This window comes from Methylomonas defluvii (assembly GCF_033949435.1).
Classification (GTDB): domain Bacteria; phylum Pseudomonadota; class Gammaproteobacteria; order Methylococcales; family Methylomonadaceae; genus Methylomonas; species Methylomonas defluvii.
Map to the genome: position 1 here is coordinate 16004 of NZ_JAXARY010000031.1, position 23430 is coordinate 39433.

Here is a 23430-nt window from a genome sequence, read left to right on the forward strand (position 1 = left end):
GCTGGGAAACCGCGAATCAAGCTTAGGTCGTTTATGAATAAACTGAAATGTGCCGTGATAGGTGCCGGATATTTAGGAAAATTTCATGCGGAAAAATACGCATCGTTAAAGGATTGCGAGTTGGTGGCGGTGGTTGACATCAATGCCGAGGCGGCGCAACAAGTTGCCGAAAAAAACGGCGCTCAAGCGTTGACGAATTACCATGATTTACTCGGCAAAGTCGATGCGGTGAGTGTTGTGGTGCCCACCAGCTACCATCACAGCGTGTCCAAAGACTTTCTGAATGCCGGTGCGCATGTACTGGTGGAAAAGCCGATCACCGTTACCGTGGAAGAAGCCGATGAGCTGATCGCGATTGCCAAGGAAAAGAACGTCATTCTGCAGGTCGGGCATTTGGAACGCTTCAACCCGGCCGTACGCGGTTTGGAGAAAATGGAAGACAAACCGCTGTTTATCGAGTCGCACCGCTTGTCGCCGTTCAATCCGCGCGCTAATGACGTGAGCGTGGTGCTGGATTTAATGATTCACGACATCGACATCATCATGGCGCTGGTCGATTCGGAAGTGGAAAAAATCGATGCCAGCGGCACCGCCGTATTAACCCAAGGTACCGACATCGCCAATGCCCGCATCACCTTTAAAAACGGTTGCGTGGCGAACGTCACCGCCAGCCGCATCAGCATGAAAATGGAACGCAAGATGCGCATGTTCCGTCCTTGTTCCTATATTTCCGTGGATTTTCAGAATCGGGTTTTGATTAAACATAGAACCGGCGATAAAGAAATGTTTCCCGGTATTCCAGAAATTGTCACCGAGGAATCGGTATTCGAAAGCGGCGATGCCTTGCTTGATGAGATTAAACATTTTGTCAATTGCATCAAGACCGGCGAAAATCCGCTGGTTCCCGGCGAAGCGGGCCGCAAAGCCCTGGCTACCGCAATAGAAATCACCAAATTTTTAACCCATCGATAAAGGGCTGACACTATGATCCCCATGGTCAATCTGCAAGCGCAGTATGCGGAAATTCAAGATGAAATCGTCGGCGGTTTCACCGAAACCCTTAACAATTGCGCGTTTATCCTGGGGCCGAATGTGCAGGCTTTTGAAAAAGAAGCCGCTGCCTACCTGGGCGTTAAACATGCCATCGGTTGCGCGTCCGGTACCGATGCATTGCATTTAGCCTTATTGGCGGAAGGCATAGGCGCGGGCGACGAAGTCATTACCAGCGCATTTACTTTTATCGCCACCGCAGAAGCAATCAAATACGTCGGCGCCAAGCCGGTGTTTGTCGACATCGATCCGGGCACGTTCAATATCACCCCGGAAAATATCGAAAAAGCCATCACAGCCAAAACTAAGGCGGTGATGCCGGTGCATCTGTTCGGCCAACCTGCCGATTTGCCGGCCATCAAAGCCATTTGCGAAAAACATGATTTGAAACTGATCGAGGATTGCGCGCAATCCTTCGGCGCGACCGTCTACAACAAGCAAACCGGTAGTTTCGGCAATGCAGCCGGTTTTAGTTTCTTTCCCAGCAAGAACCTGGGCTGCTTCGGCGACGGCGGCTTGGTGACGACCGATTCCGACGCGACGGCGGCCAAGATCAAGCAATACCGCAATCACGGGTCGGACGTGCGCTACTACCACGACGTGATAGGCTACAACAGCCGGCTGGACGAGCTACAGGCCGTGGTGTTGCGCGCTAAGTTAAAACGCATCGATCAATACAATGCCGCTCGTCGCCATGCCGCGCATTTGTATTCTGATCTGATGGCCGATTTGCCCTTGACTACGCCTTATGAAGACGGCATTGGTGTGCATGTCTATCATCAATACACCTTGTTGTCCGACCGCCGCGACGAGGTCATGAAAGCCTTGCAAGAGCAGAAGATTGGTTGTGCCGTTTACTATCCGGTACCGCTGCATCAACAGAATGTGTTTAAAGAAGAGTGCGCAGGCCTTTCCCTGCCAGTTACCGAGTCGGTTGCGGCGCGTTGCTTCTCTTTACCGATTTGTTCCAATCTGAGCGACGATACCGTCAAGCAAATTGTCGAAGTGATTCGCGGCGTTTTCCCAGCGTAAATTCCAAAACGCATTAATGTAGGGTGGGCTAAGCACCGCGCAGCCCACCAACTATTCCCAAATGACCAATCAATCTGCCTACACGGTGCTGTTTAGCGCCGGCGAATCCTCCGGCGAGCAACACGCCGCCAATATGTTCCTGGAACTGAAACAGCGTTGTCCGTCGATTCGCGGCATCGGCATGGGCGGCAGCAAAATGCGCCAGGCCGGTATCGACGTGCGCTACGACTCGGCCGGCATCGGCGTGATCGGTTTGGTGGAAATTTTGAAGCACTACGGCGAGATCCGCCGCGCATTGAATTTACTGAAACAGATCATTCGCGATGAAAAACCGGATTTGCTGGTTTGCGTCGATTACAAAGAGTTCAACCTCAAGCTGGCGCGCTTTGCAAAAAGCCAAGGCGTGAAGGTGTTGTTTTACGTCAGTCCGCAAGTTTGGGCTTGGCGGCCGGGCAGGGTGGTGACCTACGGCAAGGCCATCGACATGATGGCGGTGATTTTTCCGTTCGAGACCCGCTATTACGAAGCCGAAAATGTCCCGGTCCGTTATGTGGGCCATCCCTCGGTAGATAAAGTCCATCCGCAGGGCAGTCGCTCCGAGGATTTCGAGTTGTTCGGCCTGGACCCCCATCGGCCTGTCGTCGGCATACTCCCTGGCAGCCGCGGCAACGAGATCAAACGTATCCTGCCGGTGATGTTGGCAGCGGCGGCTAGTTTGGCCGCGCAGCGGCCGGAATTGCAGTTTGTCTTACCGCAAGCCGATTCGATCAGCGATGCGGCATTGGCTGCGCATTTCGTAAACACTTCGCTAGCCGTTAAGGTAATCAAACAGCAGCCTTATGATGTCATCCAATGCTGCGATGCGGTGATGACTACTTCCGGCACCGCCTCGCTGGAAATTGCCTTACTCGGCGTGCCGATGGTGATTGTGTATCGGCTGGCGGCGTTTAGCTATTGGCTGGGTAAGCGCTTGGTAAAAATTCCATTTATCGGGCTGCCGAATATCATTGCCGGCAAGACCATCGTCAAGGAATTGATCCAGGAACAACTGACGCCGGAAAATTTGGCGGCCGAGATTCTGCAACTGTTGGACGACGGGGATTATCGGCAAAATTGTCTAGCGGCGTTGCAGGCCGTCAAACACCAACTCGGCGATGGCGGCGGCTCAAAAAATATGGCGCAACTGGCCTTAGAGATGTTGGGCGGTGCTTAGCCGCTCAACACGGGTAAAGCATCCGGCGGCTTGCCGGCAAACCACCGTATTTTGAAACGTAACGGCGGCTTTTAAACCGATCCGCGGCTGCCGCGTTGGTCGTAAAACGCCGCAACAAATTCATCGAAAGTCTGCCCGTCAATCGCGTCCCGCAAACCTTGCATCAACTCCAGGTAATAGTGCAGATTGTGGATGGTGTTGAGCCTGGAGCCCAGCATTTCTTTGCACTTGTCCAAGTGTTTTAGATAAGAGCGCGAGTAGTTTCGGCAGGTGTAGCAACTGCAATCTTCGTCCAAGGGTCGGGTATCAAATTGGTATTGCTGGTTGCGGATTTTGATCACGCCGTGGCGGGTGAATAAATGGCCGTTGCGGGCGTTGCGGGTCGGCATCACGCAATCGAACATATCGATACCGCGCCTAACACCTTCCACCAGATCTTCCGGGGTGCCGACGCCCATCAAGTAACGGGGTTTGTCCACCGGCATTTTCTGGTGGATCGCATCCAGTGTCGCCAGCATTTCGTGCTTGGGCTCGCCGACCGACAAGCCGCCGATGGCATAGCCGTCAAAGCCGATGTCGGTCAACCCGGCTATCGATTCTTCGCGCAATTGCGGATACATGCCGCCTTGCACAATACCAAACAATGCAGACGAGTTACCTTCATGCGCACGCTTGCTGCGTTCAGCCCAACGCAAGGACAAGCGCATGGAGTCAGCGGCTTCTTGATAGGTGGCCGGGTATGGGGTACATTCATCAAAAATCATCACGATATCCGACCCTAGATCGCGCTGCACCTGCATCGATTCTTCCGGGCCCATGAAGATTTTGCTGCCGTTGACCGGCGATTTGAATGTCACGCCTTGTTCGCTGATTTTTCGCAACGCGCCCAGGCTGAATACCTGAAAACCGCCCGAGTCGGTCAGAATAGGCTTTTGCCAGCGCATGAAGTCGTGCAGGTCGCCGTGGGCTTTCATCACCTCCATACCGGGTCGCAGCAGCAAATGAAAGGTATTGCCGAGAATGATTTGTGCACCTAGTGCGTTTAAATCTTCCGGGGTTAGCGATTTTACCGCGCCGTAGGTGCCGACCGGCATGAAGATGGGGGTTTCCACCACGCCGCGGGCAAAAGTCAGTTGACCGCGGCGGGCGTGACCATCGGTGGCTTTGAGTTTGAATTCCATGCAAATCCGGCAAATGAAAAAAGGCGGAATTATCGGTCCTTTTCGTTCCGCAAGCCAGTGGAGTTGTCGTTTTGAGTTCAACAGGCGAGCGTGGCGGCTTTTGTCCCCTGAGAAAACTTGTTGGTGTCGGATTGTGTTATAAATTTGAGGCACTTGCCGCAGCTTTTCTATCGAAATACCTCAGGTTTGGTAATTCCGTTTATTATCCGGATATTGTTCATTTCACTATGTAAACTAGCAAAATTGATGAATTTTCTTCAGGCCATAACAACAATAATCGGCCGTTCTCGGGGGAAGTATGTTGGATACTAAAAGCAAAACCATTTTGGTAGTCGATGATTCCCCGGAAAATCTCACCGTCATCAGCGAATTACTGCAACCGCAATACCGCGTGCGCGTCGCTACCTCCGGGCAAAGAGCCTTGCAGATGGCCGCCAATCAGCCTTATCCGGACTTGATTTTGCTTGACGTGATGATGCCGGGCATGGACGGTTACCAAGTCTTTGAGCATCTGCGCGCCGATCCTATTACGCGCACGATTCCGGTGATATTCGTCACGGCGATGGACAGCATGGAGTCCGAGCTGCATGGATTGGATGTCGGCGCGGTCGATTACATTACCAAACCCATTCTGCCGCCCATCGTTTTAGCGCGGATCCGCACCCAGTTGGAGTTAAAGCAGGCCAGAGATTGGTTGCGCGACGAAAACACCTACTTGGAAATGGAAATAGCGAAACGGATGAGCGAAAACGAGTTGATTCAAAAAGTCAGCATTCGCGCCTTGGCGCATCTGGCGGAAATTCGCGATCCGGAAACCGGCAACCACATCTTGCGCACCCAAGGTTACGTACAGCATTTGGCGCTTGCATTGCAGAGCCATCCGCGTTTTTTCGCGACATTGACCGATCATTACATCGAATTGCTGACGCGCTCTGCGCCGCTACACGATATTGGCAAAGTCGGGATACCGGACGCGATCCTGCAAAAGCCGGGTAAACTCACTCCCGAAGAATGGGCGGTGATGAAGACCCATGCCAAATTGGGCAGCGATGCGATAGAAATGGCCGAACGCGATGCGACGCGCTCGGTGGAGTTTCTGATTTTGGCGAAGGAAATCGCGCATTGGCACCATGAGAAATGGGATGGCAGCGGCTATCCGGAGGCGTTGGCCGGCGATGCCATTCCGGTTTCCGCGCGGATTATGGCGCTGGCGGATGTATTCGACGCTTTAATTTCCCGGCGCGTTTACAAAGAGCCCATGGCTTTTGCTGAAGTCAAGACTATTATTGCTGAGGGACGTGGTCGCCACTTTGATCCGGACATAGCCGATGCATTTTTAGCCGATTTCGATTCATTCTGCGCTATTGCCCAACGCCATCTCGATTCAATTCCGGAGTAAATGAGTCATGACGCAACACGCTCGTATATTGTTGGTTGAAGACGAGGAAATCATCGCCATCATCATTCGGGATTTACTCGCTGCCGAGGGCTTTCAGGTGACGGTTTGCGCAAATGGCTGCATTGCCTGGGAAACATTGCAGCACGACCGGATGGGCTACGACCTGGTGCTGTTGGACCGGGGCTTGCCGGGGATGAACGGTATGGAATTACTGCGATTGATCAAGGGAGATCGGGTCTTGGCTGCCATACCAGTGATTCTGCAGACCGCCCGCAGCGACAAACGAAGCATCCAGGAAGGGCTTAGTCAGGGGGCTTATTACTATCTGACCAAACCGATTCAACCGGAAATCTTGATCGCCGTGATCAATGCCGCACTGCAACAACGCCGTGAGTTGCAGGAAATGTCCGAAACAGCCAATCGCGCCGGGCGTCCTTTGGCACTAGTGCAATCCGCCGTATTTCGTTTTCGCGATCTCGATGAAGCCAAGGTGTTGAGTCATTGTTTAGCCCAATCCTGTCCGGAGCCGGAGCGCGTCGTCCAGGGTTTGCAGGAGTTGATGGTCAATGCGGTCGAGCACGGTAATCTGGGGGTTTCTTATGCGGAAAAAGGCGAACTGATGCTGGCGGGAGTCTGGCTGGAGGAAATTCAAAGACGTTTGACACTCCCGAAATTCAGCCGGCGTTTTGTTACTGTGCATTTCCAGCGTTTGCCGGATAAGCTGGTGTTCACCATTCAAGACCAGGGAGATGGTTTCGATTGGCAAGACTTCCTGGATTTTTCCCCGGAACGGGTGTTCGATTTGCATGGCCGCGGTATCGCGATGGCCAGATTGATGAGCTTTGATCGTCTGGAATATCAAGGTAACGGCAACACGGTAACTGCTGTGGTCAACGGCGTGTCCTTTTTGTACGGCTTCGACCATTAATTAGACTTTGCAAGCCCATGCAGTCGAATAACGATCCATCAAACTCAGCGCAGGTCAGCCGCAAAAGCGTCTTAGCCGTCGTACTGGTATACGCCATCTTCGCCGCCAGCTGGATTTTGGTATCGGATCAATTGGTACACCACGTATTCAAAGATCCGGACCAGCTGACGCTAGCCAGCATGCTGAAAGGCTGGTTTTATGTGTTGGTGACTTCTTTATTGCTCTACGGTTTGATGCGGCGCTGGTTTGGTCGAAACAGCGAACCGCAAACCGTTCCCCAGGTACCGCGTAGCCATTGGTTGCCGCTGAGCTTATTGATAGTCGCCATCCTGGCTTTGATGGCTGCCAGCGCGGCGCTGACGATTGAGCAACACGCCCAAGAAGAGTTCGGCAGGCTTCAGGCGGTCGCCGGCTTCAAGTCCAGGCAAATCAGCGACTGGCTGACTGAACGGCGCGGCGACGCGGATTTTATCCAAACCAGCGAATTTATCGTCGACTTGTATCACCGTTGGCAGATTGGTGGGGATCTGCAAAGCGCCGAGCGCCTGCAAAGCCGTTTGGAGCAATTTCGTAAAAGCTGGGGAGTCACGGCTATCAGTCTGCTTAGACCCGATGGCGAATGCTTATGGCGTTCCGCGAAAGCTCCCGCCACGCTGTTGCCTGAGCTGCTAAAACTTACAGAGTTGTCGACCAAATCGCGGCAAATCCAATTAGTTAATCCCTACAGAGATGATAGCGGGCGCGTCCTGCTGGATTTGGTGGTGCCGCTGACAGCGCAGCCGGTAGCGGCGCCGCTGATTATTTTACATATCGATCTCAGCGAGTGGCTGTTTCCGGTTCTGGAGAGTTGGCCTGTGGCGAGCGGCAGCGGCGAAACCTTGTTGTTTCGGCGTGCCGGCGATGAGATTCTCTATCTGAATCCGCTGCGTTTTCGCCCGGATGCGGCTGCTTCGCTGCGTCTGCCGCTCAACACGCCTAACTTGCTGGCCGGCAAGGCGTTGCAAAGTCCGGTTAGTCTCGACAACATCCTGGAAGCTAAGGATTACCGTAATGTCTCCGTCATCGGTCTGGTACAGGCGATTAGCGGTACCGACTGGCTGTTACTGACTAAGTTGGATAAGGTCGAAATCTACAGCAAAGCCAGAAGCAAAGTCGTCTGGATTGTTTGTGTCGGTAGTTTGACCATTTTTATCGTCTGCGCCGGTTTTTATCTGTTGCGGCAAAGTCAGAGACTGGCCTTGGCCACGGCGGTGCAGAAGGCGCAAGCGGAGCGATTGCGGGCGCTTGATTTATTAGCCGCAATCTCCGATTTGTCCGTGGACGCGATCTATGCCAAAGACCTAGACGGCCGGTATATTTTGTTTAATACCGCCGCCGCTAATTTTGTCGGCAAGCCGGTCGAGGAAGTCATCGGCCAGGACGATGGCGCGCTATTTCCGCCGCATCAGGCCGAGCACTTGAAAGAGTTTAGCCGCCGGGTAATGGCGGAAAATATCACGCTGACGGAAGAAGAAACCCTGGACACCCAATTCGGATCAAGAACTTTCTTGACCACCAAAGGCCCGCTGTGCGATGCAAACGGTAAAACCATCGGGGTGTTCGGTATCTCGCGGGACATTACCGAACGTAAACAGGCCGAGCTGAAGCTGCGCGAGAGCGAGGCGCGCTTTCGCGGTTTGGTGGAACAGTCACTGGCCGGCATTTATATTATTCAAGATGCACGCTTTGTTTACGTGAATCCAGGGTTTGCCAGGATCTTCGGCTATCAGCGGACCGAGGATATTATCGACGGCAAAACAGTGGCCGATCTGGTCTGTCCGCAGGACAGGCAGATGGTGTTGGAAAATTTGCGCCGACGGATTGATGGCGAGATTGAAGACCTTAACTACCGTTTCGAAGGCTTGCACCACAACGGCCACTGCATTCATGTTGAAGTCCATGGCCGCAGTTTCGATTATAAAAACCGGCCGGCGGTAATTGGTTTTATTCTGGATGTCAGCGCCCGCAAAGCCGCCGAAGATCAACTTAATCTCCAGGCCGCGGAATTAAAAGCGCGGAATGATGAATTGGAGCGATTTAATCGGGCCATGGTCGGGCGCGAGCTGGACATGGTTAATTTAAAGCAGCAGGTCAATGAGCTGTCTGCGCAGCTTGGTCGCCAGCCCCCCTATACATTGGCGTTTCTCTCAACCCAACCCGAAAGTGCTGTTGGTCATGATTTTGCTGAAGTTCACACCGAATCCGGCTTGGACCCTCTCAAACCGGACGGTATATCAGTAAGCAATGCGGACGGATTAATGGGCGGCGATACATCGGTTGCGGAAGAAGACCGTTTATGAGTATCCCCGAGTTGCCATTGGGCGATTTTTCCGCGTTGGTGCCTTCCCGTTACCGGAGTAGCCATAGACTCGCCTACGTGTCGGCGGTGGTCCTGGTATTGGCCGCGCTGGCAATTCGCCTGTGTTTGCCGGCATCCATTGGCGAGCGCCCGATGTTGCTGTTATTTTTGTTTCCGGTGATCGTGAGCGCCTTGTTCGGCGGCTTGGGGCCTGGATTATTGGCGACATTGATGGCGGCGATGGTCAGCGATTTCCAATTGCTGCCTCCCTATCGCAGCTTGGCAATTGCCGGCCCTTACGATGTCGTGCAATGGACGTTGTTGATTGCCAATGGTGTTTTAATCAGCCTGCTCAGCGAATTCCTGCTGCGGACTCGGCAACGCGAGAATGCGCACTGGCAACAATTGCTGGACGCGCGCGACCAGCTGCGGGTTAGCCAAACCCTATTTCAGACTACGTTCGAACAAGCGGCGATAGGCATTTGTTTATTGGCACCGGACGGGCGTTGGCTGAAGGCTAACCGCCAGTTTTGTGAGATTGTGGGTTATAGCCTGGAAGAATTGCTAAGCAGCAATTTTTCGGACATTACTTATTGGGAGGATTTTGGCGATTTGTCGCAGATGCCGACAGGTGAAGGTGAAATAGATAGTTTTTCCGGAGACAAGCGTTTCATTCATAAGAACGGCAGTGTTGTCTGGATTAGATTAAGCGCTTCCGTGGCGCGTAAGCCGGATGGTAGCCCTGCGTGTTTTATCTTGCTCATGGAAAACATAGAGCAGCGTGAACAAGCGTTACTGGCGCTACATGAAAGCGAGATGGCTTTGAAAGTCGCTCAGCGTTTGGCCGCCTTGGGCAGTTGGGAATGGGACTTGCGCACCGGCGAATCGAAGTGGTCGGAGCAGATATACAGTTTATTCGGCCGAGCCCCTCATTTACCGCCAGCCGGCTATGACGAGGTTGGGCGGTATTTTAAGCCCGAGAGCTGGCAGCGCTTGCAAGCAGCCGTAGCTCAGGCTTGTAGCGACGGCTTGCCTTATGAATGCGAGGTGGAATTGCAGAACGATGGCGAACTGCATCGCTGGTTAGTGGCCCGCGGCGAGGCGGTCCGCGATGAGCAGGCTAATATCGTGGCTTTGCATGGTACCGTGCAGGATGTTACCCCACGTAAACAAGCCGAACTTGCGCTGCAAGAGGCGCAGCGGGCGGCCCTGGAAAAACAACGCGAGGCCAGGCTAGCCGCACTCAATTTGATGGAAGATGCGCTGGCGGCCCGCAAAGCGCTTGAAGCGGCGAATGCGTCGCTGCGCGAAAGCGAAGAATTTAAGCGGGCTATTTTGGATTCGGTGAGCGCCAACATCGCCGTGCTGAACCGCGATGGTGTGATTGTCTCCGTCAATCGACCCTGGCAGCAGTTTGCCGAGGATGATGCTCTGGCATGCGGGCAATCCGCTGATATTTGCAGCATAGGCACCAATTATTTGCAGATTTGCCGGCAGGCATCGGGTCCTTATCGGCAGGGGTCTCAGGCCGTATTCAACGGATTGTCGGCGGTGCTGGAAGGCCGGCTTCCCCGCTTCAGGTATGAATATGCCTGCCATTCCGCGCAGAAGCAACGTTGGTTTGCCATGGTTGTCACGCCTCTGGGATTTGGGGAAGGCGGCGCGGTGGTTTCTCACGCCAATATCACCGAGCGCAAATTGGCGGAAATGGCCTTGGTCGAAAGCGAGGAGCGCTTACGTCTGGCTCAAAGTACTGCCAATATCGGCATCTGGGATTGGCATATTGATAACGACAAAGTGCAATGGACTCCGGAACTTGAGAGGATGTTCGGTTATGCGCCAGGCGCTTTTTCCGGGGACTACTCGGCTTTTTCCCAGCGCGTGCATCCCGACGATTTGGCCGAGTTGAAGCATTTTCGAGATTCAGCGGTTGCCGCGCATCGGACTTTTGATTTTGATTTTCGGGTGCAAGCGGAGCCGGGGCGTTTCAGATGGCTAAATTGCAAGGGCGGAGCCAGTTACGATGATATGGGCCGGGCGCAAAGGGTATTTGGGGTTTGTATCGATATTACCGAACGTAAAAATACTGAAAACGAACTCAAGCTCTGGGCGCAAGCATTCGAAAACGCCGAATTCGGATTGGCGATTGCCGACGCGCAGAGCAATTTGTTCTTGGCCGTGAATCCGGTATTTGCTAAGGAGCGTGGTTACGCCCGAGAAGAATTGATCGGTAAACCGGTCATGACGGTGTATCCGGCCGATTGGGTCGAACAGATCAAACAGCAGATCAATATTCTGGATTCGACCTGTCATGGGGTATTTGAGGCGGAACATCAACGCAAAGACGGCAGCCGTTTTCCGGTGATGATGGATGTTACCGTCATCAAATCCGGCGACGGCAAATCACTGAGCCGTGTGGCCTATGCCTTAGATATTAGCGAGCGCAAAGCCGCCGAGGTTGCTCTGCGCGAGCAAACTGAGGCCCTGCAGCGTTTCAACCGAGCCATGGTCGGCAGGGAAATGGACATGATCGCATTGAAACAAACCATCAACGAGCTGTCCGGGCAGTTGGGACAGGAACGCCCCTATCCGCTGGCGTTTATAGAGCAAGCCGGCACAAACCCGGTTGGGAATGTTCCGGGATGAAACGCGCCCGGTTTGCGTATTACTTAGCCGCCATGATGATCGTGATGGGTCTATGAATCCTGAATTGAAATTGCTGATTATCGAAGAATTACAGGCTGATTATCTGGCCCTGGTGCACCACCTGCAGCAGAACGGCCTAAGCGTGGCATGCCGGCGGATAGATAGCCGTGCGGCGCTGGCGCTGGCTTTGCAAGACGACTGGGATTTGGTGCTGTCGGATTACGCGGTACCGGGAATGGATATTCGCGATACCTTGCAATTCATTCAAACGCACAGTAAAGATTTGCCGGTTATTCTGGTCTCCGCCAGCGTCGGCGAAGAAGTCGCGATGGAGTTGTTACGGCTGGGGATGGTCGATTTCGTGTACAAGGACAATCCGGTCCGCTTGGTGCCCTCCATACGCCGGGCTGTCGAGGAACGCGATCAACGCAGGATAAGACGTGACGCGGAGCAGGCCTTGCGGCAAAGCCAGGAGCAAGCGCTGTTAGAGCAGCATCAGGCGCAACTGGCGGCCTTAAATTTGATGGAAGATGCCATCGCGGCCCGCCAGCGCGCGGAAGATGCCGCGGAAGCCTTGCGCGCGAGCGAACGGCGTTTAATGCTGGCGCAGGAGGGGGCGCATGTCGGGATTTGGGATTGGGATATTGTCAATGATCGCGGTTATTGGTCGCCGGAATGCGAGCGGCTATATGGCTTGGAACCCGGCAGTGTGCGGTTTAACGCCGACTGGCGCGCAAGAGTGCATCCGGACGACCAGCATTTGATTGATGCGCAGTGGGAAAGCCGCATTTTGCGTGGCGAGGCGTTCGAGGTGGAGTTTCGCTATATTTTGCCAACCGGCGAAACGCGATGGCTGAGCAGCAAGGGCCGGGCGCAATACGATGCTGCAGGTAAACCGATCATGCTGTTTGGGGTCAATCTGGATATTAGTGAGCGCAAACAAACCGAACAGCAACTGCGTAAGTTGGCGCAGGCGGTGGAACAAAGCCCGGCCAGTATTATCATCACCAACCTGAATGGCGATATCGAATACGTTAATGAGGCGTTTTTGCAGGTGAGCGGCTACCGGCGCGACGAGGTCATCGGCCGTAATCCGCGTATATTGCAATCGAAAAAAACCCCGCCGGAAAATTATCGGGCGTTGTGGACCGCACTGGGCTGTGGTCAGACCTGGAAAGGCGAATTTATCAATAAACGCAAGGACGGTAGCGAGTATGTGGAATTTGCCATTATCGTGCCAATCCGTCAGGCCGACGGCAGCGTAACCCATTTTGTTGCGGTACAGGAAGACATCACCGAGAAGAAACGTGTGGCGCTGGAGCTTGATCAGTATCGGCACCACCTGGAAGATTTAGTGACCAGCCGCACGGCTGAACTGGAAGCGGCGAAACTGTTGGCCGATGCCGCCAATCAAGCCAAGAGCGCCTTTTTGGCCAATATGAGTCACGAGATTCGTACCCCCATGAATGCCATCATCGGCTTGACTTATTTGCTGCGGCAAAGCAGTCCCAATCCGGAACAAAGCGAGCGTTTGGACAAAATCGATAGCGCCGCCCAACATCTATTGTCGATTATTAACGACGTGCTGGATTTATCGAAGATCGAAGCCGGCCGGCTGGAGCTGGAGCAAACCGATTTTTCCCTGGCGGCGGTATTGGACCACATTCGTTCCATTATCGCCGATCAGGCGCGGGCCAAAGCCTTGAGCATAGAGGTGGATGGGCAGGGCGTTCCGCAATGGCTGCGCGGGGATCCGATGCGTCTGCGCCAAGCCATGCTCAACTACGCCACCAATGCCGTGAAGTTTACCGAACGCGGTTCGATCCGGTTGCGGGCGATGGTGCAGGAGGAAACCGCCGCGGGCTTGCTGCTGCGCTTCGAGGTGAACGATTCCGGAATCGGTATCGAAGCGGAGCAACAAGCCGGTTTATTTCAGGCTTTCACCCAGGCCGATGTGTCGACCACCCGCAAATATGGCGGGACAGGCTTGGGATTGGCGATTACCCGCCGCCTGGCGAATATGATGGGCGGCGATGCCGGCGTCGATAGCGTATTGGGTGAAGGCAGTTGCTTTTGGTTTACCGCCCTGGTTCAACGCGGGCACGGCGTCATGCCTTTACACCCCAGTGAAAAGCCCGTCGACGCGGAAATGGCGTTACGCCGAGATTACGCCGGTGCGCGTTTGCTTTTAGTGGAAGATAATCCGATCAATCGGGAAGTGGCGCTGGAGTTGTTGCATGGCGTGGGTTTGGCAGTGGATACCGCCGAGAACGGGCGAATCGCTCTCGAAAAAATCGGCGAGAACGCCTACGATCTGGTGTTGATGGATGTACAGATGCCGGAAATGGACGGTCTGGAGGCGACGCGGGCGATACGTGCGCAGCCGAGTTTTGCCGGCTTGCCGATTTTGGCCATGACCGCCGCTGCGTTCGAGGAAGACCGGCATGTTTCGCTCGCTGCGGGTATGAACGATTTTGTCGCTAAACCGGTGATTCCGGAAGATCTTTACGCGGCCTTGTTGCGCTGGTTGGCACCGCGTTCTGATCCGCGTCCCCTGAGGCCCGATAAAGCGGAGGCAGGGCGCTTTTCGGCAAAAACAGGGGCATCGGACGATACGCTGCCGCCGGCTTTGCTGGCCATCAGCGGCTTGGACACCAAGCAAGGCCTGGCTGTAGTGAAGGGCGACGTGGATAAATATCAACGATTGTTGAGTATGTTTGCCGATGCCCACAATGAAGACTTGAAACAAGTTCAGGCCTACTTGGTTGATGGCAAATCCGCCGAAGCAAAACGCATCAGTCACTGCTTAAAAGGCGTTGCCGGCACGCTGGGTGCCAAACAGGTTGCCGATTTGGCGGCTAAATTGGACCGGGCGATAGCCGAAAGCAGCGATTTGGCGGTCTGCATGGAGTTGGCGGCGTTGTGCGATAGCGAATTGACGCATTTGGTTCGCGCTATTCTGGATTTACCTTCTCAACCGGCAAGCAGCGACGCGGATGAGGAAATTATCGACGCGGAAAATATGCGCCAAGTCGTAGCTGCACTGGCAAGTCTTTTGGCGATTGGCGATGCGCAAGCCAGCCGTTTGGCGCGGGAATACGCCGTGTTGCTGCGGTCAAAATTGGGGGTTGCATATCCGGATTTTGCCAGACAAATCGAAGCGTTCGACTATCAAGCCGCTTTATTGCTTTTACAAGCTGCGGATTTGTAAGGCTGTAAGCTGAGTGAGGTTTTAAAACTATGGGCTGTCAATCGGTAGCAGCTGGCATAAAAAAGCCGCAGTCACTAAAAGCGACCGCGGCTATTGCTGTGCAAAGTGCCGAGTCAGGACATTTGCGATTGCAGATAATTTGGTAAACCAATCATGTCGATCAAGCTCAATTGTTTTTCCAACCAGTGCGCATGATCTTCTTCGGTGTCGTCCAGCATCACTTCCAGAATTTCTCGGGTTTGGTAATCGCGCACGGTTTCGCAATAGGCGATGACTTTGCGCAAATCCGCAACCACTTTGTATTCCACCGCCAGATCGTTTTTCAGCATCTCCGGCACGTTGGTGCCGACCGCCAGCGGTTCGCGTTTGGATAAATCCGGCGTGCCTTCCAGAAACAAAATTCGCTTGATCAAGGCATCCGCATGGTTGGTTTCGTCTTGAACCTCGTGATTGATGCGTTCGTATAATTTGCTGAAGCCCCAGTTTTCATACATCCTGGAATGAATAAAATACTGGTCTATTGCGGTCAGTTCGCCTGCCAGCAATTCGTTTAAGTGAGCTATGACTTGTTTGTCGCCTTGCATATGCCGCCTCCCGGATAAATTTGCTAATGCCCTGGGCTATGGTAATACAAAATGCCGCCGGATACTGGGTTTGCGTGGATTCCCGCTGGGCCATTGTCACCCCGGCCCTTAAAAATACCATTCGGCTTAATAAATTAATGCAGCTTGATAGCGTTCCTGCTAAGCAGTGGAACAAAAGCCTTGTTTAGATCAGTAGCAAGTGCCGTTGGCTCGCCATTAACGATGAATATCAGCCGGCTGCGGCGGTCGTCGCTTGTTCTGGCGGTTAATGGGGTAGGTGGGTACAGTCGAGTGCCGGCTGCCTGAATCACCATCGGTTCGGTTTGTTCGGCAAGATAAATCACGCCTTTGATGCGCAATAAGTCTTGTGGGTGGCGGTTAAGCAGCTGTTGGAGGAGGGTTTGCAGGTGCTGCCAGGGCAGAATTTGTTCCAGATGCAGCGAGATACTGCGAAAGTTATGTACCGGTAACGGGCCGGCAGGAGGCAAGCGGCGCAAGCTTGGGCCTGCTTTAGTCAGCAGGCTAAGTGCATGAAAGTCTTCTGCCGTCAGTCTGGGCGTGGCCGGCGCTAGAACTTGCAAGCGGGTTGCCAATGCGGTTTGCTGGTCGGCATTGCTTACGTCGGCATGGGTCAGCAATAAAGTATCGGCCCAAGCCACCTGCGCCCGCGCTTCGGCAAAACTGTCGAGCTGTGCCGCAGCCGATGGTATGGCCAAGGTAGTGATGACGTTTTGCAAATGATAACGGCCAGCCAGCCAGCGCTCGCGCAACAGGGTATCCAGAATCGGTTCCGGGCTGGCGATGCCGCTGGCTTCGATAATCATGCGTGCGAAAGGTTTGCTTGCCGCTTGCTCCCAGGTCATCCACAGGTTTTTTAACGTGGGCGCCAGCGCGCCTTTGACCTTGCAGCACAGACACCCGCCGGACAGCACGGTCAGCGGCAGATTTTGGTTTGCCAACAAATCCTGATCGACCGGTATTTCGCCGAACTCGTTTATCACCACGGCGGTCTTTACCCCGTCAGCCAAAAATCGATTCAACAAGGTGGTTTTGCCGCTGCCGAGGAAGCCGGTGAGCACAAAAACAGGGATTTTGTCTGGATCGGGCATTTTCAAGTGGTCGCCGCTTTCTTCATGAAAAGCTGTGATTACGAGGTCCAAGCGAATACAAATTTAATTTACCTATTCGGACCGGTTATCTGTAAAGGCGAATTATGCCTGTTTTTTGAACCGGAACGTCAACGACAACTGCTGACTGGCCTGCTGCCCAGTGACCAATAACCCATTCAGCGACTTTGTTTAAACGCCTACCCGGCAAGAAGCCAAGGCCTCCAGCATATCCTCCTTGGGTAAGTTGCGACCGATAAACACCATACTCGATTCCCGTGCTTCATCGGCTTGCCAAGGGTTGCCGAAAGTCTCGGTCATCAGCATATGCACACCTTGATAAATCACTTTTTGTTCGCAGCCGGCGATGTTAAGAATGCCCTTGTAGCGGAGCAAGTCGTTGCCGTAGTCGCGGATCATGATGTTCAGGAATGCCAGAATCCGCGCGGCATCCAGAGGCCGGTCGGTTTGGTAGACCAAGGCACGGATGTCGTCCTCGTGCTCGTGGCTGATGTCTTCCAGAAAATCCGGTTCGATTTTCAAAATATCATCCAGATTAAAGCCGTCAATATCCAGAATATCGCGCAGTTCGGTTTGGCCGAAATGCACGTGTTTGATTGGCGCTCTGGGGTTCATAGCTCGGAGGCGGGTTTCCAGGTCTAAAACAATTTCCGGTTCTTGGAGGTCGGTTTTGGATAGCAGGATGCGATCAGCAAAGCCGACTTGCTCTTGCGCTTCGTGGTGTTCGGCTAGCTGGCGGTGAGCGTGCACGGCATCGACGACGGTGATGATGGCGTCCAGCTGGTAGTTTTCGGCAATGTTTTCGTCGACGAAAAAGGTTTGCGCAACCGGAGCCGGGTCGGCCAAACCGGTGGTTTCGATGATCACTCGTTCAAATTGGAGTTCTCCGGATTCGCGGCCGTCGCTGAGTTCGCCGAGAATACGCACCAAGTCGCCGCGCACGGTGCAACAAATACAGCCGTTATTCATGGTGACGATTTGTTCGTCGGCTTGCACTAAAAGTTCGTTGTCGATACCGGCTTCGCCGAATTCGTTTTCGATCACCGCAATCCGTTTGCCGTGGTCTTCACTGAGAATCCGGTTCAACAAAGTGGTTTTGCCGGCGCCGAGAAAGCCGGTGAGAATGGTCACGGGCACGGCGCTGTTAGTTTTGAGGTTGGCGTTCATAGGGCCTCCGTCAGGATGGGGAATTGACACGCTGTATCAGTGCATAAGCTGAGTGATTATGGATAGACTCGAAGTTTTCCGATTCGACGCTGTAACTGATGATCCGTGGCTCTGCGTTCAAGCGGGCGGCTACATCGCGCACCATGTCTTCGACAAATTTGGGGTGGTCGTAGGCGTATTCGGTGACGTATTTTTCGTCCGGGCGCTTCAACAGGCCATAGATTTGCGAGGAGGCTTCGGCTTCTACCAGCATGATCAGTTCTTCAAGCCAGATAAACGACTTGGCCTCTACAGTCACGCTGACGTGTGAGCGTTGATTATGGGCACCGCGTTCGGAAATTTCCTTGGAGCAAGGGCACAGACTGGTGACCGGCACAATCACCTTCACTTTGATGCGACAGCCGGCGTTATCGATTTCGCCAATAAAACTGACTTGATAGTCCATTAAGCTGCGGACGCCACTGACCGGCGCTGCTTTATCGATGAAGTAGGGAAAACGCATCTCGATATACCCGGATTCGGCCTCCAATTTGGCGAGCATGTCCTGCAGCATCGCCGGAAATGAGGCAATGCTGATTTCCCGGTCGTGATCGTTCAAGATTTCCACAAAACGGGACATATGGGTGCCTTTGAAGTCGTGCGGCAAATTGACGTACATCGCAAAGTGCGCAACGGTGCGCTGTTCGCCGCCACTTTTCTCTTTGACCCGGATCGGGTGCAGAATGTCTTTGATGCCGACTTTGCCGATGGCAATGCGCCTTGTGTCAGGGCGGCCTTGAATGTCTTCGATAGGGAGCATGAGTTTAACTGAATTATTCAGGATTTTTGTGTTCGTCCGCTTATCAGCGGTGCACCCTAAACCGGGGGCGTTCTGCGAAGTCGGCATCGTTGATGGCGAAATTGTTAAGTTTCAAACTGTAGAACCGGTTGAAATGATCTTGCACCGTCCGCGTGATGCGGGCATCGTAATTGGGTTGCAGCATTTGAGCTCGGCCGCTTGGCCGCGCCACGACCACGCCGTTTTGCACCACTAGTTCACCGTGTTTAAACATTAGAGCGGCATTGGCGAACATCGCAGCGATATTTGCTTGGGGATGGGTAGTAAATGCACCGGTGATCGGATCGCATCTGCCAATACCCGCCGGGTCGTAGACGGCAATGTCGGCTATTGCCCCCGGCGCCAGATGACCGCGATCATGCAAGCCCAATAACTTTGCGGCAGCACTGCGGGTCATGCTGGCAATTTCGTTTAAGGTAAATTCGCGCTTGAGGTTGGGCAACAAGGTCATCGCCAGCGCTTCTTGATTTAAGCCTGCCATATAGGCCTGGCGGTAATCGGCGTCCATCAACAGTCGGATCAATTCGGGGTAGGCGTTAAACGGTGCGCCGTTCGGATGGTCGGTGGTAAAGAATAAACGCTCCGGGGCTTCTGCAAGCAAAAAGAGCTCCAAGCCGATGGCCCATTGCAAGGTGTTGACGAAACTGGCTTCCCGGTATCGGTAAGGCACCACGCCGCCGGAACCTTCACACTCGGCGTCCCACATTACCCATTTATTGGGGCTGGCATCCGCGTGGCGGCTGTATTGAGCGATGACATCGCCGGAAATGGTCACGGTCTGGCCGAACAGCACCTGGCCGACATCCATGGTGATATTCGGATGGCGGTTGAACGCTTCCAGAAGTTGCGCGGCTGCAGAGGAAAAGCCCTTGCTGCCGTCTTTGCCATAGGCGTAGAACTGGACGTGGGCTAGATGCATAGGCAGTCCTTGCGCGGCTGCCATGGTGTCTATGATGGTTTCGATATTTCCTGGAATACCCAAGTTGTTGCAATGCACATGTACCGGGTGTGGCACGCCTAGTTGGCATACGGCAGTTTGCAAGGTTTCCAGAATTTGCCGGGAGCTGACGCCGTAGTCGGGGACAATGTCATCCAAAGCGAATTGGCGGGCATTGCTTTTAAAGGCGTTGGCACCACCGGCGTTGATGACTTTCAAGCCCAGCGCGCGGGTAGCGTGTAAAGTCCAGGCTACGTAGTCGTTGATTTGGTTTTGGCTGGCTTTGGCTCGTATCAGTCGCAACAACAAGTCGTCGTTACCCAGAATAGCCAGGGCGGCCGTATCCATAATGGGAATATCGGCCATCTGCAAATGCACGTCCAAGGCATTGACCGGTAACATGGCCGGTTCGACCACCGTGGTGTAGCCCATGCGCGCGTAGCGGTAGCCGGTGTCGGTGGTCGACCATTTCGCCGTGCTGAAGGGATGACGCAAGCGCCGTTCCATGTGATTACGGTGTTGTTCAGGCAACAACAGGCGTGCGGTGTTGACGTTGCCGCCGGCAATATGGCTGTGAATATCCACCGCGCCGGCCATGACAATCTGGCCGGATACGTCGTATACCTGATCGAACTTGGCGTCGGGGCCCGGGTCGGCTGTGATTACGCCATCACGGATAAATAGATCGTGCGATTCACCTTGCCGGTTTTGTGCGGGATCGTAGAGGTGTCCGCCTGCTAATTTGATCAGCAATGCCGCGCCCTCACAGCATATCCAACGTCAGTACCAAGCGCCGCGGCTGCACCGCCGTTGGCGTAGGTGATCGATGCACAAAACCCTGGCCTTCGTTACCTTCCCAGGCTTCGCCTTTCATCAGGCCCACGGCATAGGCGGGCATCCGCCGAATCGCCGTTTGGTCGGCGATCAAACCGGACTGCGCATCATCCAGGCCGCCACTGCCCATCCCCAGTTTTCGTCGATCCAGCGCATATTCCGGTAGCCATTCGGTGCCGATGCCGCCGTAACTACAAATCATCCGCGCAGGCACTCTATCCACGTGAAATCGCGGACACATGGCGATTTTCAAGGTCCTTAGGCGCAAGCCGGCTTGCTTGAGTTCGAATAGCTCGCAGAACGCCGTCGTCAATAGTTCGATGTCTGCCAGCCATGTGTCATAGCCATCGAGTTGGCTGGCTTGCGGCCACAGGTTTGTATAGTTAAAATCAGATGGATTGACGGGCTGACTGAGTTCCAAGGGGCCGAATAGCTTCAAGGCTTGATAGATAAAGCCTTCAATGGTGGCCGGCAATGGTCGTTCTATTAAGCAAAAGTTCACCTCGTCCTCGTAGATGCGCGTCAAATCCACAAAGTTTGTGGAGACGACGGTGCGGGTCGATGGCCGATACGAAACGGGCTGGAAGGATGTGGGGCCGGCTAACGGCGACAGGGATGATTGACGAAAGGGTATGCGGGCAAACACAAAAACTCCTTAACTAGCGATCAGGAACTGTTCGAAAAATACGATGAATTGCATAAACACGATGCCGAAACCAAACGCGGCGGTTTGTCCGCTCAGGCTGGGAAAACTGCAAGGTTCGTGTAATACCGGAATCAGATCGGAGGCGGCGATATAAATAAAACCGCCGGCAGCGATGGGTAACAGTAGCGACAAGGAAGATTCGGCTAACTGGCTGAGTAAAAAGGTAAAAATCGCTCCCGGCAAAACGGTTAGCGAGCAATAAAAGTTGTAGAGTACGGCTTGCTTGGGTGCATAGCCGCCGCGCAGCAGGGCGCCAACATCTCCGAGTTCCTGCGGGACTTCGTGGGCGATAATGGCCAAGGTGGTGGTCAATCCCAGTGCCGGATCGGCCAGAAAACTGCCGGCGATCAAGATGCCGTCGACGAAGTTGTGCATGGCATCGCCGATCAGATTCATTTTAGCCAATGGCATGACCTCGGCACCGGTTGGCGTGGTGTCGAAGTTATGGTCGTGCCGCCAGCGCACCAATTTTTCCAATACAAAGAAACCGAATACACCCACCAATACGGTCAGGCAGACATCGCTGACGCTGCCGTGGCGGTCTATGGCATCGGGGATCAAATGAATGAAAGCATCACCCAAGAGTACGCCGACTGCCAGCGCGACTAGATACGGTACTACCCGATGCAAGGCGTCGGGTTTCAACCACAATGCAAATAAGCTGGACAATGAGCAAAGGCTGACGGCGAGACAGGCCGCGATGGCGCCGGCCATAGTGCTGATAGCGATAGTCATGTGCGATGGGGTGTTTTGGCTTTGAGCGAGTGGTATTCGTGCTGAGAACTGTAAATAAATCCGGCTAATTTGTTCGGCAAGGCATGGGTAGCAAAATGCGTCAGCATGAACCCCAACACAGTCAAAAACAGTTTTGACAGCACACGTTTGGTGGGCGGTCTGTCAATCAAGGGCAAGACAATGGCCAGAATAAGCAACAATCCAATGCCGATGATATGCAGATAGCTGTCGATGCTAGCCATCGGCAAACCACTGCGGAAATTCATCTTGATAGTGTCGCCAAACTGCCGGGCCGGCTGATAGTTCGGCGTCGGTTAACAGGCACTCGTCCAATTCGCGGCGCACTTGGTCGGCATTGAGGTTTTGACCGATAAACACCAGTTCTTGGCGGCAGTCGCCGTAGGGTTCGGCCCATTGTGACTGGATGTCCAGCAGATAGTCTTGCGGCCATTCCTGGCGCGGTACTGTCGCCCACCAGCGACCCGCCAAACCATGGTGCATCACGCCGCCCGCTTGTGACCAGCTGCCGGCGTGATCAGGGCGCGATGCCAACCAAAAAAAACCTTTGGAACGCAACAAGGTGCCGTTATCCCAATCGCCGTGGTGCAGATGATCATAGAAACGCTGCGGATGAAATGGGCGCCGGGCGGTGTAAACGAAGCTGCTTATGCCGTATTCCTCGGTCTCCGGTTTATGTTCGCCCCGCAATTCTTTTAACCAGCCTGGGGCTTGCTCGGCTTTTTCGAAATCGAACAAGTCGGTGTCGAGTACTTTGCTTAAATCGACCTGACCCATCACGATAGGGAGGATTTCCGCATCGGGGTTGAGGCTGTGTAACACCGCTTTTAGGTTGATAAGCTCGTCGCTGGCGATCAGATCAATTTTGGAAATCAGAATGACGTTGGCAAATTCAATTTGATCGACCAGCAAATCGGCGACGTTACGTGCGTCGTCTTCGCCGAGTGATTCGCCGGTTTCTTTTAAACTCAAGGCTTCCAGGTAATTGCGCATAAAGTTGACCGCGTCCACCACGGTCACCAACGTATCCAGGCGGGCAATGTCCGATAAACTCAATCCCTGTTCGTCGCGAAACGTGAAGGTTTCCGCAATCGGCAGAGGCTCGGCAATGCCGGTGGATTCGATTACCAAGTAATCAAAGCGGCCATCCTTGGCCAAGTTGCCGACCTCGATCAGCAAGTCCTCGCGTAGCGTGCAGCAAATGCACCCGTTGCTCATTTCGACCAGTTTTTCCTGGCCACGATTCAGTTGTACTTGGTTTTTGACCGTTGCCGCATCGATATTCACCTCGCTCATGTCGTTGACAATTACGGCCACTCTTAAATTCTCCCGATTGTTGAGGATGTGGTTCAACAAGGTGGTTTTACCCGCACCCAGGAAGCCGGACAGTACGGTGACAGGGAGTTGTTTGGCTGGTGCGGATGCGAGGGTCATAGTGTTTTAGATGATATATTGTAGCGTTTGCTTAGCCAAAAAAAGGCGCTGT

The 23430-nt window shown here is 53.8% G+C and carries 18 protein-coding genes; 8 read left to right on the forward strand and 10 right to left on the reverse strand.

Going from position 1 to position 23430, the window contains the following annotated elements:
• The first annotated feature begins 33 nt into the window (after nt 1-33).
• From QLH52_RS22490 to lpxB, 3 genes are all read left to right on the forward strand, one after another.
• Nucleotides 34-972, forward strand: a complete 939-nt coding sequence (locus QLH52_RS22490; RefSeq protein WP_101055132.1) for a Gfo/Idh/MocA family protein — start codon at nt 34-36, stop codon at nt 970-972.
• Nucleotides 973-984: 12 nt separating this feature from the next.
• Complete coding sequence (locus tag QLH52_RS22495) at nt 985-2082, forward strand: DegT/DnrJ/EryC1/StrS family aminotransferase (RefSeq protein WP_033155400.1); 1098 nt, start codon at nt 985-987, stop codon at nt 2080-2082.
• A gap of 61 nt (nt 2083-2143) precedes the next feature.
• On the forward strand, nt 2144-3295 hold the full coding sequence (gene lpxB, locus QLH52_RS22500) for a lipid-A-disaccharide synthase (RefSeq protein WP_033155399.1): 1152 nt from the start codon (nt 2144-2146) through the stop codon (nt 3293-3295).
• A gap of 71 nt (nt 3296-3366) precedes the next feature.
• Here lpxB and tgt read toward each other — a convergent pair whose 3' ends face one another.
• Nucleotides 3367-4476, reverse strand: a complete 1110-nt coding sequence (gene tgt / locus QLH52_RS22505; RefSeq protein WP_033155398.1) for a tRNA guanosine(34) transglycosylase Tgt — start codon at nt 4474-4476, stop codon at nt 3367-3369.
• 298 nt (nt 4477-4774) lie between these two features.
• Here tgt and QLH52_RS22510 point away from each other — a divergent pair, with 298 nt between their 5' ends.
• From QLH52_RS22510 to QLH52_RS22530, 5 genes are read left to right on the forward strand one after another with little or no spacing between them, the layout of a single operon-like run.
• A complete protein-coding gene (locus tag QLH52_RS22510; protein ID WP_033155397.1) occupies nt 4775-5875 on the forward strand; it encodes a response regulator in 1101 nt (366 codons plus the stop codon).
• Between the two features lie 7 nt (nt 5876-5882).
• On the forward strand, nt 5883-6803 hold the full coding sequence (locus QLH52_RS22515; RefSeq protein WP_101055137.1) for a response regulator: 921 nt from the start codon (nt 5883-5885) through the stop codon (nt 6801-6803).
• A 17-nt stretch (nt 6804-6820) separates the two neighbouring features.
• The gene (locus QLH52_RS22520; protein WP_101055139.1) at nt 6821-9142 is read left to right on the forward strand and encodes a PAS domain-containing protein; all 2322 of its coding nucleotides are present in this window, start codon (nt 6821-6823) and stop codon (nt 9140-9142) included.
• Nucleotides 9139-11787 (forward strand): PAS domain S-box protein, encoded by a 2649-nt coding sequence (locus QLH52_RS22525; RefSeq protein ID WP_101055141.1) that lies wholly within the window; start codon nt 9139-9141, stop codon nt 11785-11787. The genes QLH52_RS22520 and QLH52_RS22525 overlap by 4 nt, the downstream gene beginning before the upstream one ends.
• A gap of 52 nt (nt 11788-11839) precedes the next feature.
• On the forward strand, nt 11840-14998 hold the full coding sequence (locus QLH52_RS22530) for a response regulator (protein ID WP_319963028.1): 3159 nt from the start codon (nt 11840-11842) through the stop codon (nt 14996-14998).
• Between the two features lie 113 nt (nt 14999-15111).
• Here the strand turns inward: QLH52_RS22530 and bfr are convergent, their stop codons facing one another.
• The 9 genes from bfr to zigA form a co-directional block, all read right to left on the reverse strand.
• Nucleotides 15112-15582: a bacterioferritin gene (bfr, locus tag QLH52_RS22535; RefSeq protein WP_033155394.1), complete on the reverse strand. Its 471-nt coding sequence runs from the start codon at nt 15580-15582 to the stop codon at nt 15112-15114.
• Between the two features lie 134 nt (nt 15583-15716).
• Nucleotides 15717-16691 (reverse strand): CobW family GTP-binding protein, encoded by a 975-nt coding sequence (locus QLH52_RS22540; RefSeq protein ID WP_319963045.1) that lies wholly within the window; start codon nt 16689-16691, stop codon nt 15717-15719.
• Between the two features lie 189 nt (nt 16692-16880).
• A complete protein-coding gene (locus QLH52_RS22545; RefSeq protein ID WP_319963029.1) occupies nt 16881-17876 on the reverse strand; it encodes a CobW family GTP-binding protein in 996 nt (331 codons plus the stop codon).
• A gap of 10 nt (nt 17877-17886) precedes the next feature.
• A complete protein-coding gene (folE2, locus tag QLH52_RS22550; protein WP_319963030.1) occupies nt 17887-18675 on the reverse strand; it encodes a GTP cyclohydrolase FolE2 in 789 nt (262 codons plus the stop codon).
• 43 nt (nt 18676-18718) lie between these two features.
• The gene (locus QLH52_RS22555) at nt 18719-20404 is read right to left on the reverse strand and encodes a formylmethanofuran dehydrogenase subunit A (RefSeq protein ID WP_319963031.1); all 1686 of its coding nucleotides are present in this window, start codon (nt 20402-20404) and stop codon (nt 18719-18721) included.
• 10 nt (nt 20405-20414) lie between these two features.
• Complete coding sequence (locus QLH52_RS22560) at nt 20415-21131, reverse strand: DUF1826 domain-containing protein (protein ID WP_205800439.1); 717 nt, start codon at nt 21129-21131, stop codon at nt 20415-20417.
• Between the two features lie 9 nt (nt 21132-21140).
• Entirely contained in the window at nt 21141-21926 is a 786-nt protein-coding gene (locus tag QLH52_RS22565; protein WP_319963032.1) for a ZIP family metal transporter, read from the reverse strand.
• Nucleotides 21923-22168, reverse strand: a complete 246-nt coding sequence (locus QLH52_RS22570; RefSeq protein ID WP_319963033.1) for a hypothetical protein — start codon at nt 22166-22168, stop codon at nt 21923-21925. The genes QLH52_RS22565 and QLH52_RS22570 overlap by 4 nt, the downstream gene beginning before the upstream one ends.
• Nucleotides 22161-23378 carry a zinc metallochaperone GTPase ZigA gene (zigA, locus tag QLH52_RS22575; protein ID WP_319963034.1) on the reverse strand — a complete coding sequence of 406 codons (1218 nt, stop codon included), beginning with the start codon at nt 23376-23378 and terminating at the stop codon, nt 22161-22163. Before zigA ends, QLH52_RS22570 begins: the two co-directional genes overlap by 8 nt.
• Between the last annotated feature and the right edge of the window lie 52 nt (nt 23379-23430).

Excerpts from the sequence above, each read along its gene's own strand:
- QLH52_RS22490 (WP_101055132.1), top strand. The coding sequence starts at position 34 with ATGAATAAACTGAAATGTGCCGTGATAGGTGCCGGATATTTAGGAAAA.
- QLH52_RS22495 (WP_033155400.1), top strand. The coding sequence starts at position 985 with ATGATCCCCATGGTCAATCTGCAAGCGCAGTATGCGGAAATTCAAGAT.
- lpxB (WP_033155399.1), top strand. The coding sequence starts at position 2,144 with ATGACCAATCAATCTGCCTACACGGTGCTGTTTAGCGCCGGCGAATCC.
- tgt (WP_033155398.1), bottom strand. The coding sequence starts at position 4,476 with ATGGAATTCAAACTCAAAGCCACCGATGGTCACGCCCGCCGCGGTCAA.
- QLH52_RS22510 (WP_033155397.1), top strand. The coding sequence starts at position 4,775 with ATGTTGGATACTAAAAGCAAAACCATTTTGGTAGTCGATGATTCCCCG.
- QLH52_RS22515 (WP_101055137.1), top strand. The coding sequence starts at position 5,883 with ATGACGCAACACGCTCGTATATTGTTGGTTGAAGACGAGGAAATCATC.
- QLH52_RS22520 (WP_101055139.1), top strand. The coding sequence starts at position 6,821 with ATGCAGTCGAATAACGATCCATCAAACTCAGCGCAGGTCAGCCGCAAA.
- QLH52_RS22525 (WP_101055141.1), top strand. The coding sequence starts at position 9,139 with ATGAGTATCCCCGAGTTGCCATTGGGCGATTTTTCCGCGTTGGTGCCT.
- QLH52_RS22530 (WP_319963028.1), top strand. The coding sequence starts at position 11,840 with ATGAATCCTGAATTGAAATTGCTGATTATCGAAGAATTACAGGCTGAT.
- bfr (WP_033155394.1), bottom strand. The coding sequence starts at position 15,582 with ATGCAAGGCGACAAACAAGTCATAGCTCACTTAAACGAATTGCTGGCA.
- QLH52_RS22540 (WP_319963045.1), bottom strand. The coding sequence starts at position 16,691 with ATGCCCGATCCAGACAAAATCCCTGTTTTTGTGCTCACCGGCTTCCTC.
- QLH52_RS22545 (WP_319963029.1), bottom strand. The coding sequence starts at position 17,876 with ATGAACGCCAACCTCAAAACTAACAGCGCCGTGCCCGTGACCATTCTC.
- folE2 (WP_319963030.1), bottom strand. The coding sequence starts at position 18,675 with ATGCTCCCTATCGAAGACATTCAAGGCCGCCCTGACACAAGGCGCATT.
- QLH52_RS22565 (WP_319963032.1), bottom strand. The coding sequence starts at position 21,926 with ATGACTATCGCTATCAGCACTATGGCCGGCGCCATCGCGGCCTGTCTC.
- QLH52_RS22570 (WP_319963033.1), bottom strand. The coding sequence starts at position 22,168 with ATGGCTAGCATCGACAGCTATCTGCATATCATCGGCATTGGATTGTTG.
- zigA (WP_319963034.1), bottom strand. The coding sequence starts at position 23,378 with ATGACCCTCGCATCCGCACCAGCCAAACAACTCCCTGTCACCGTACTG.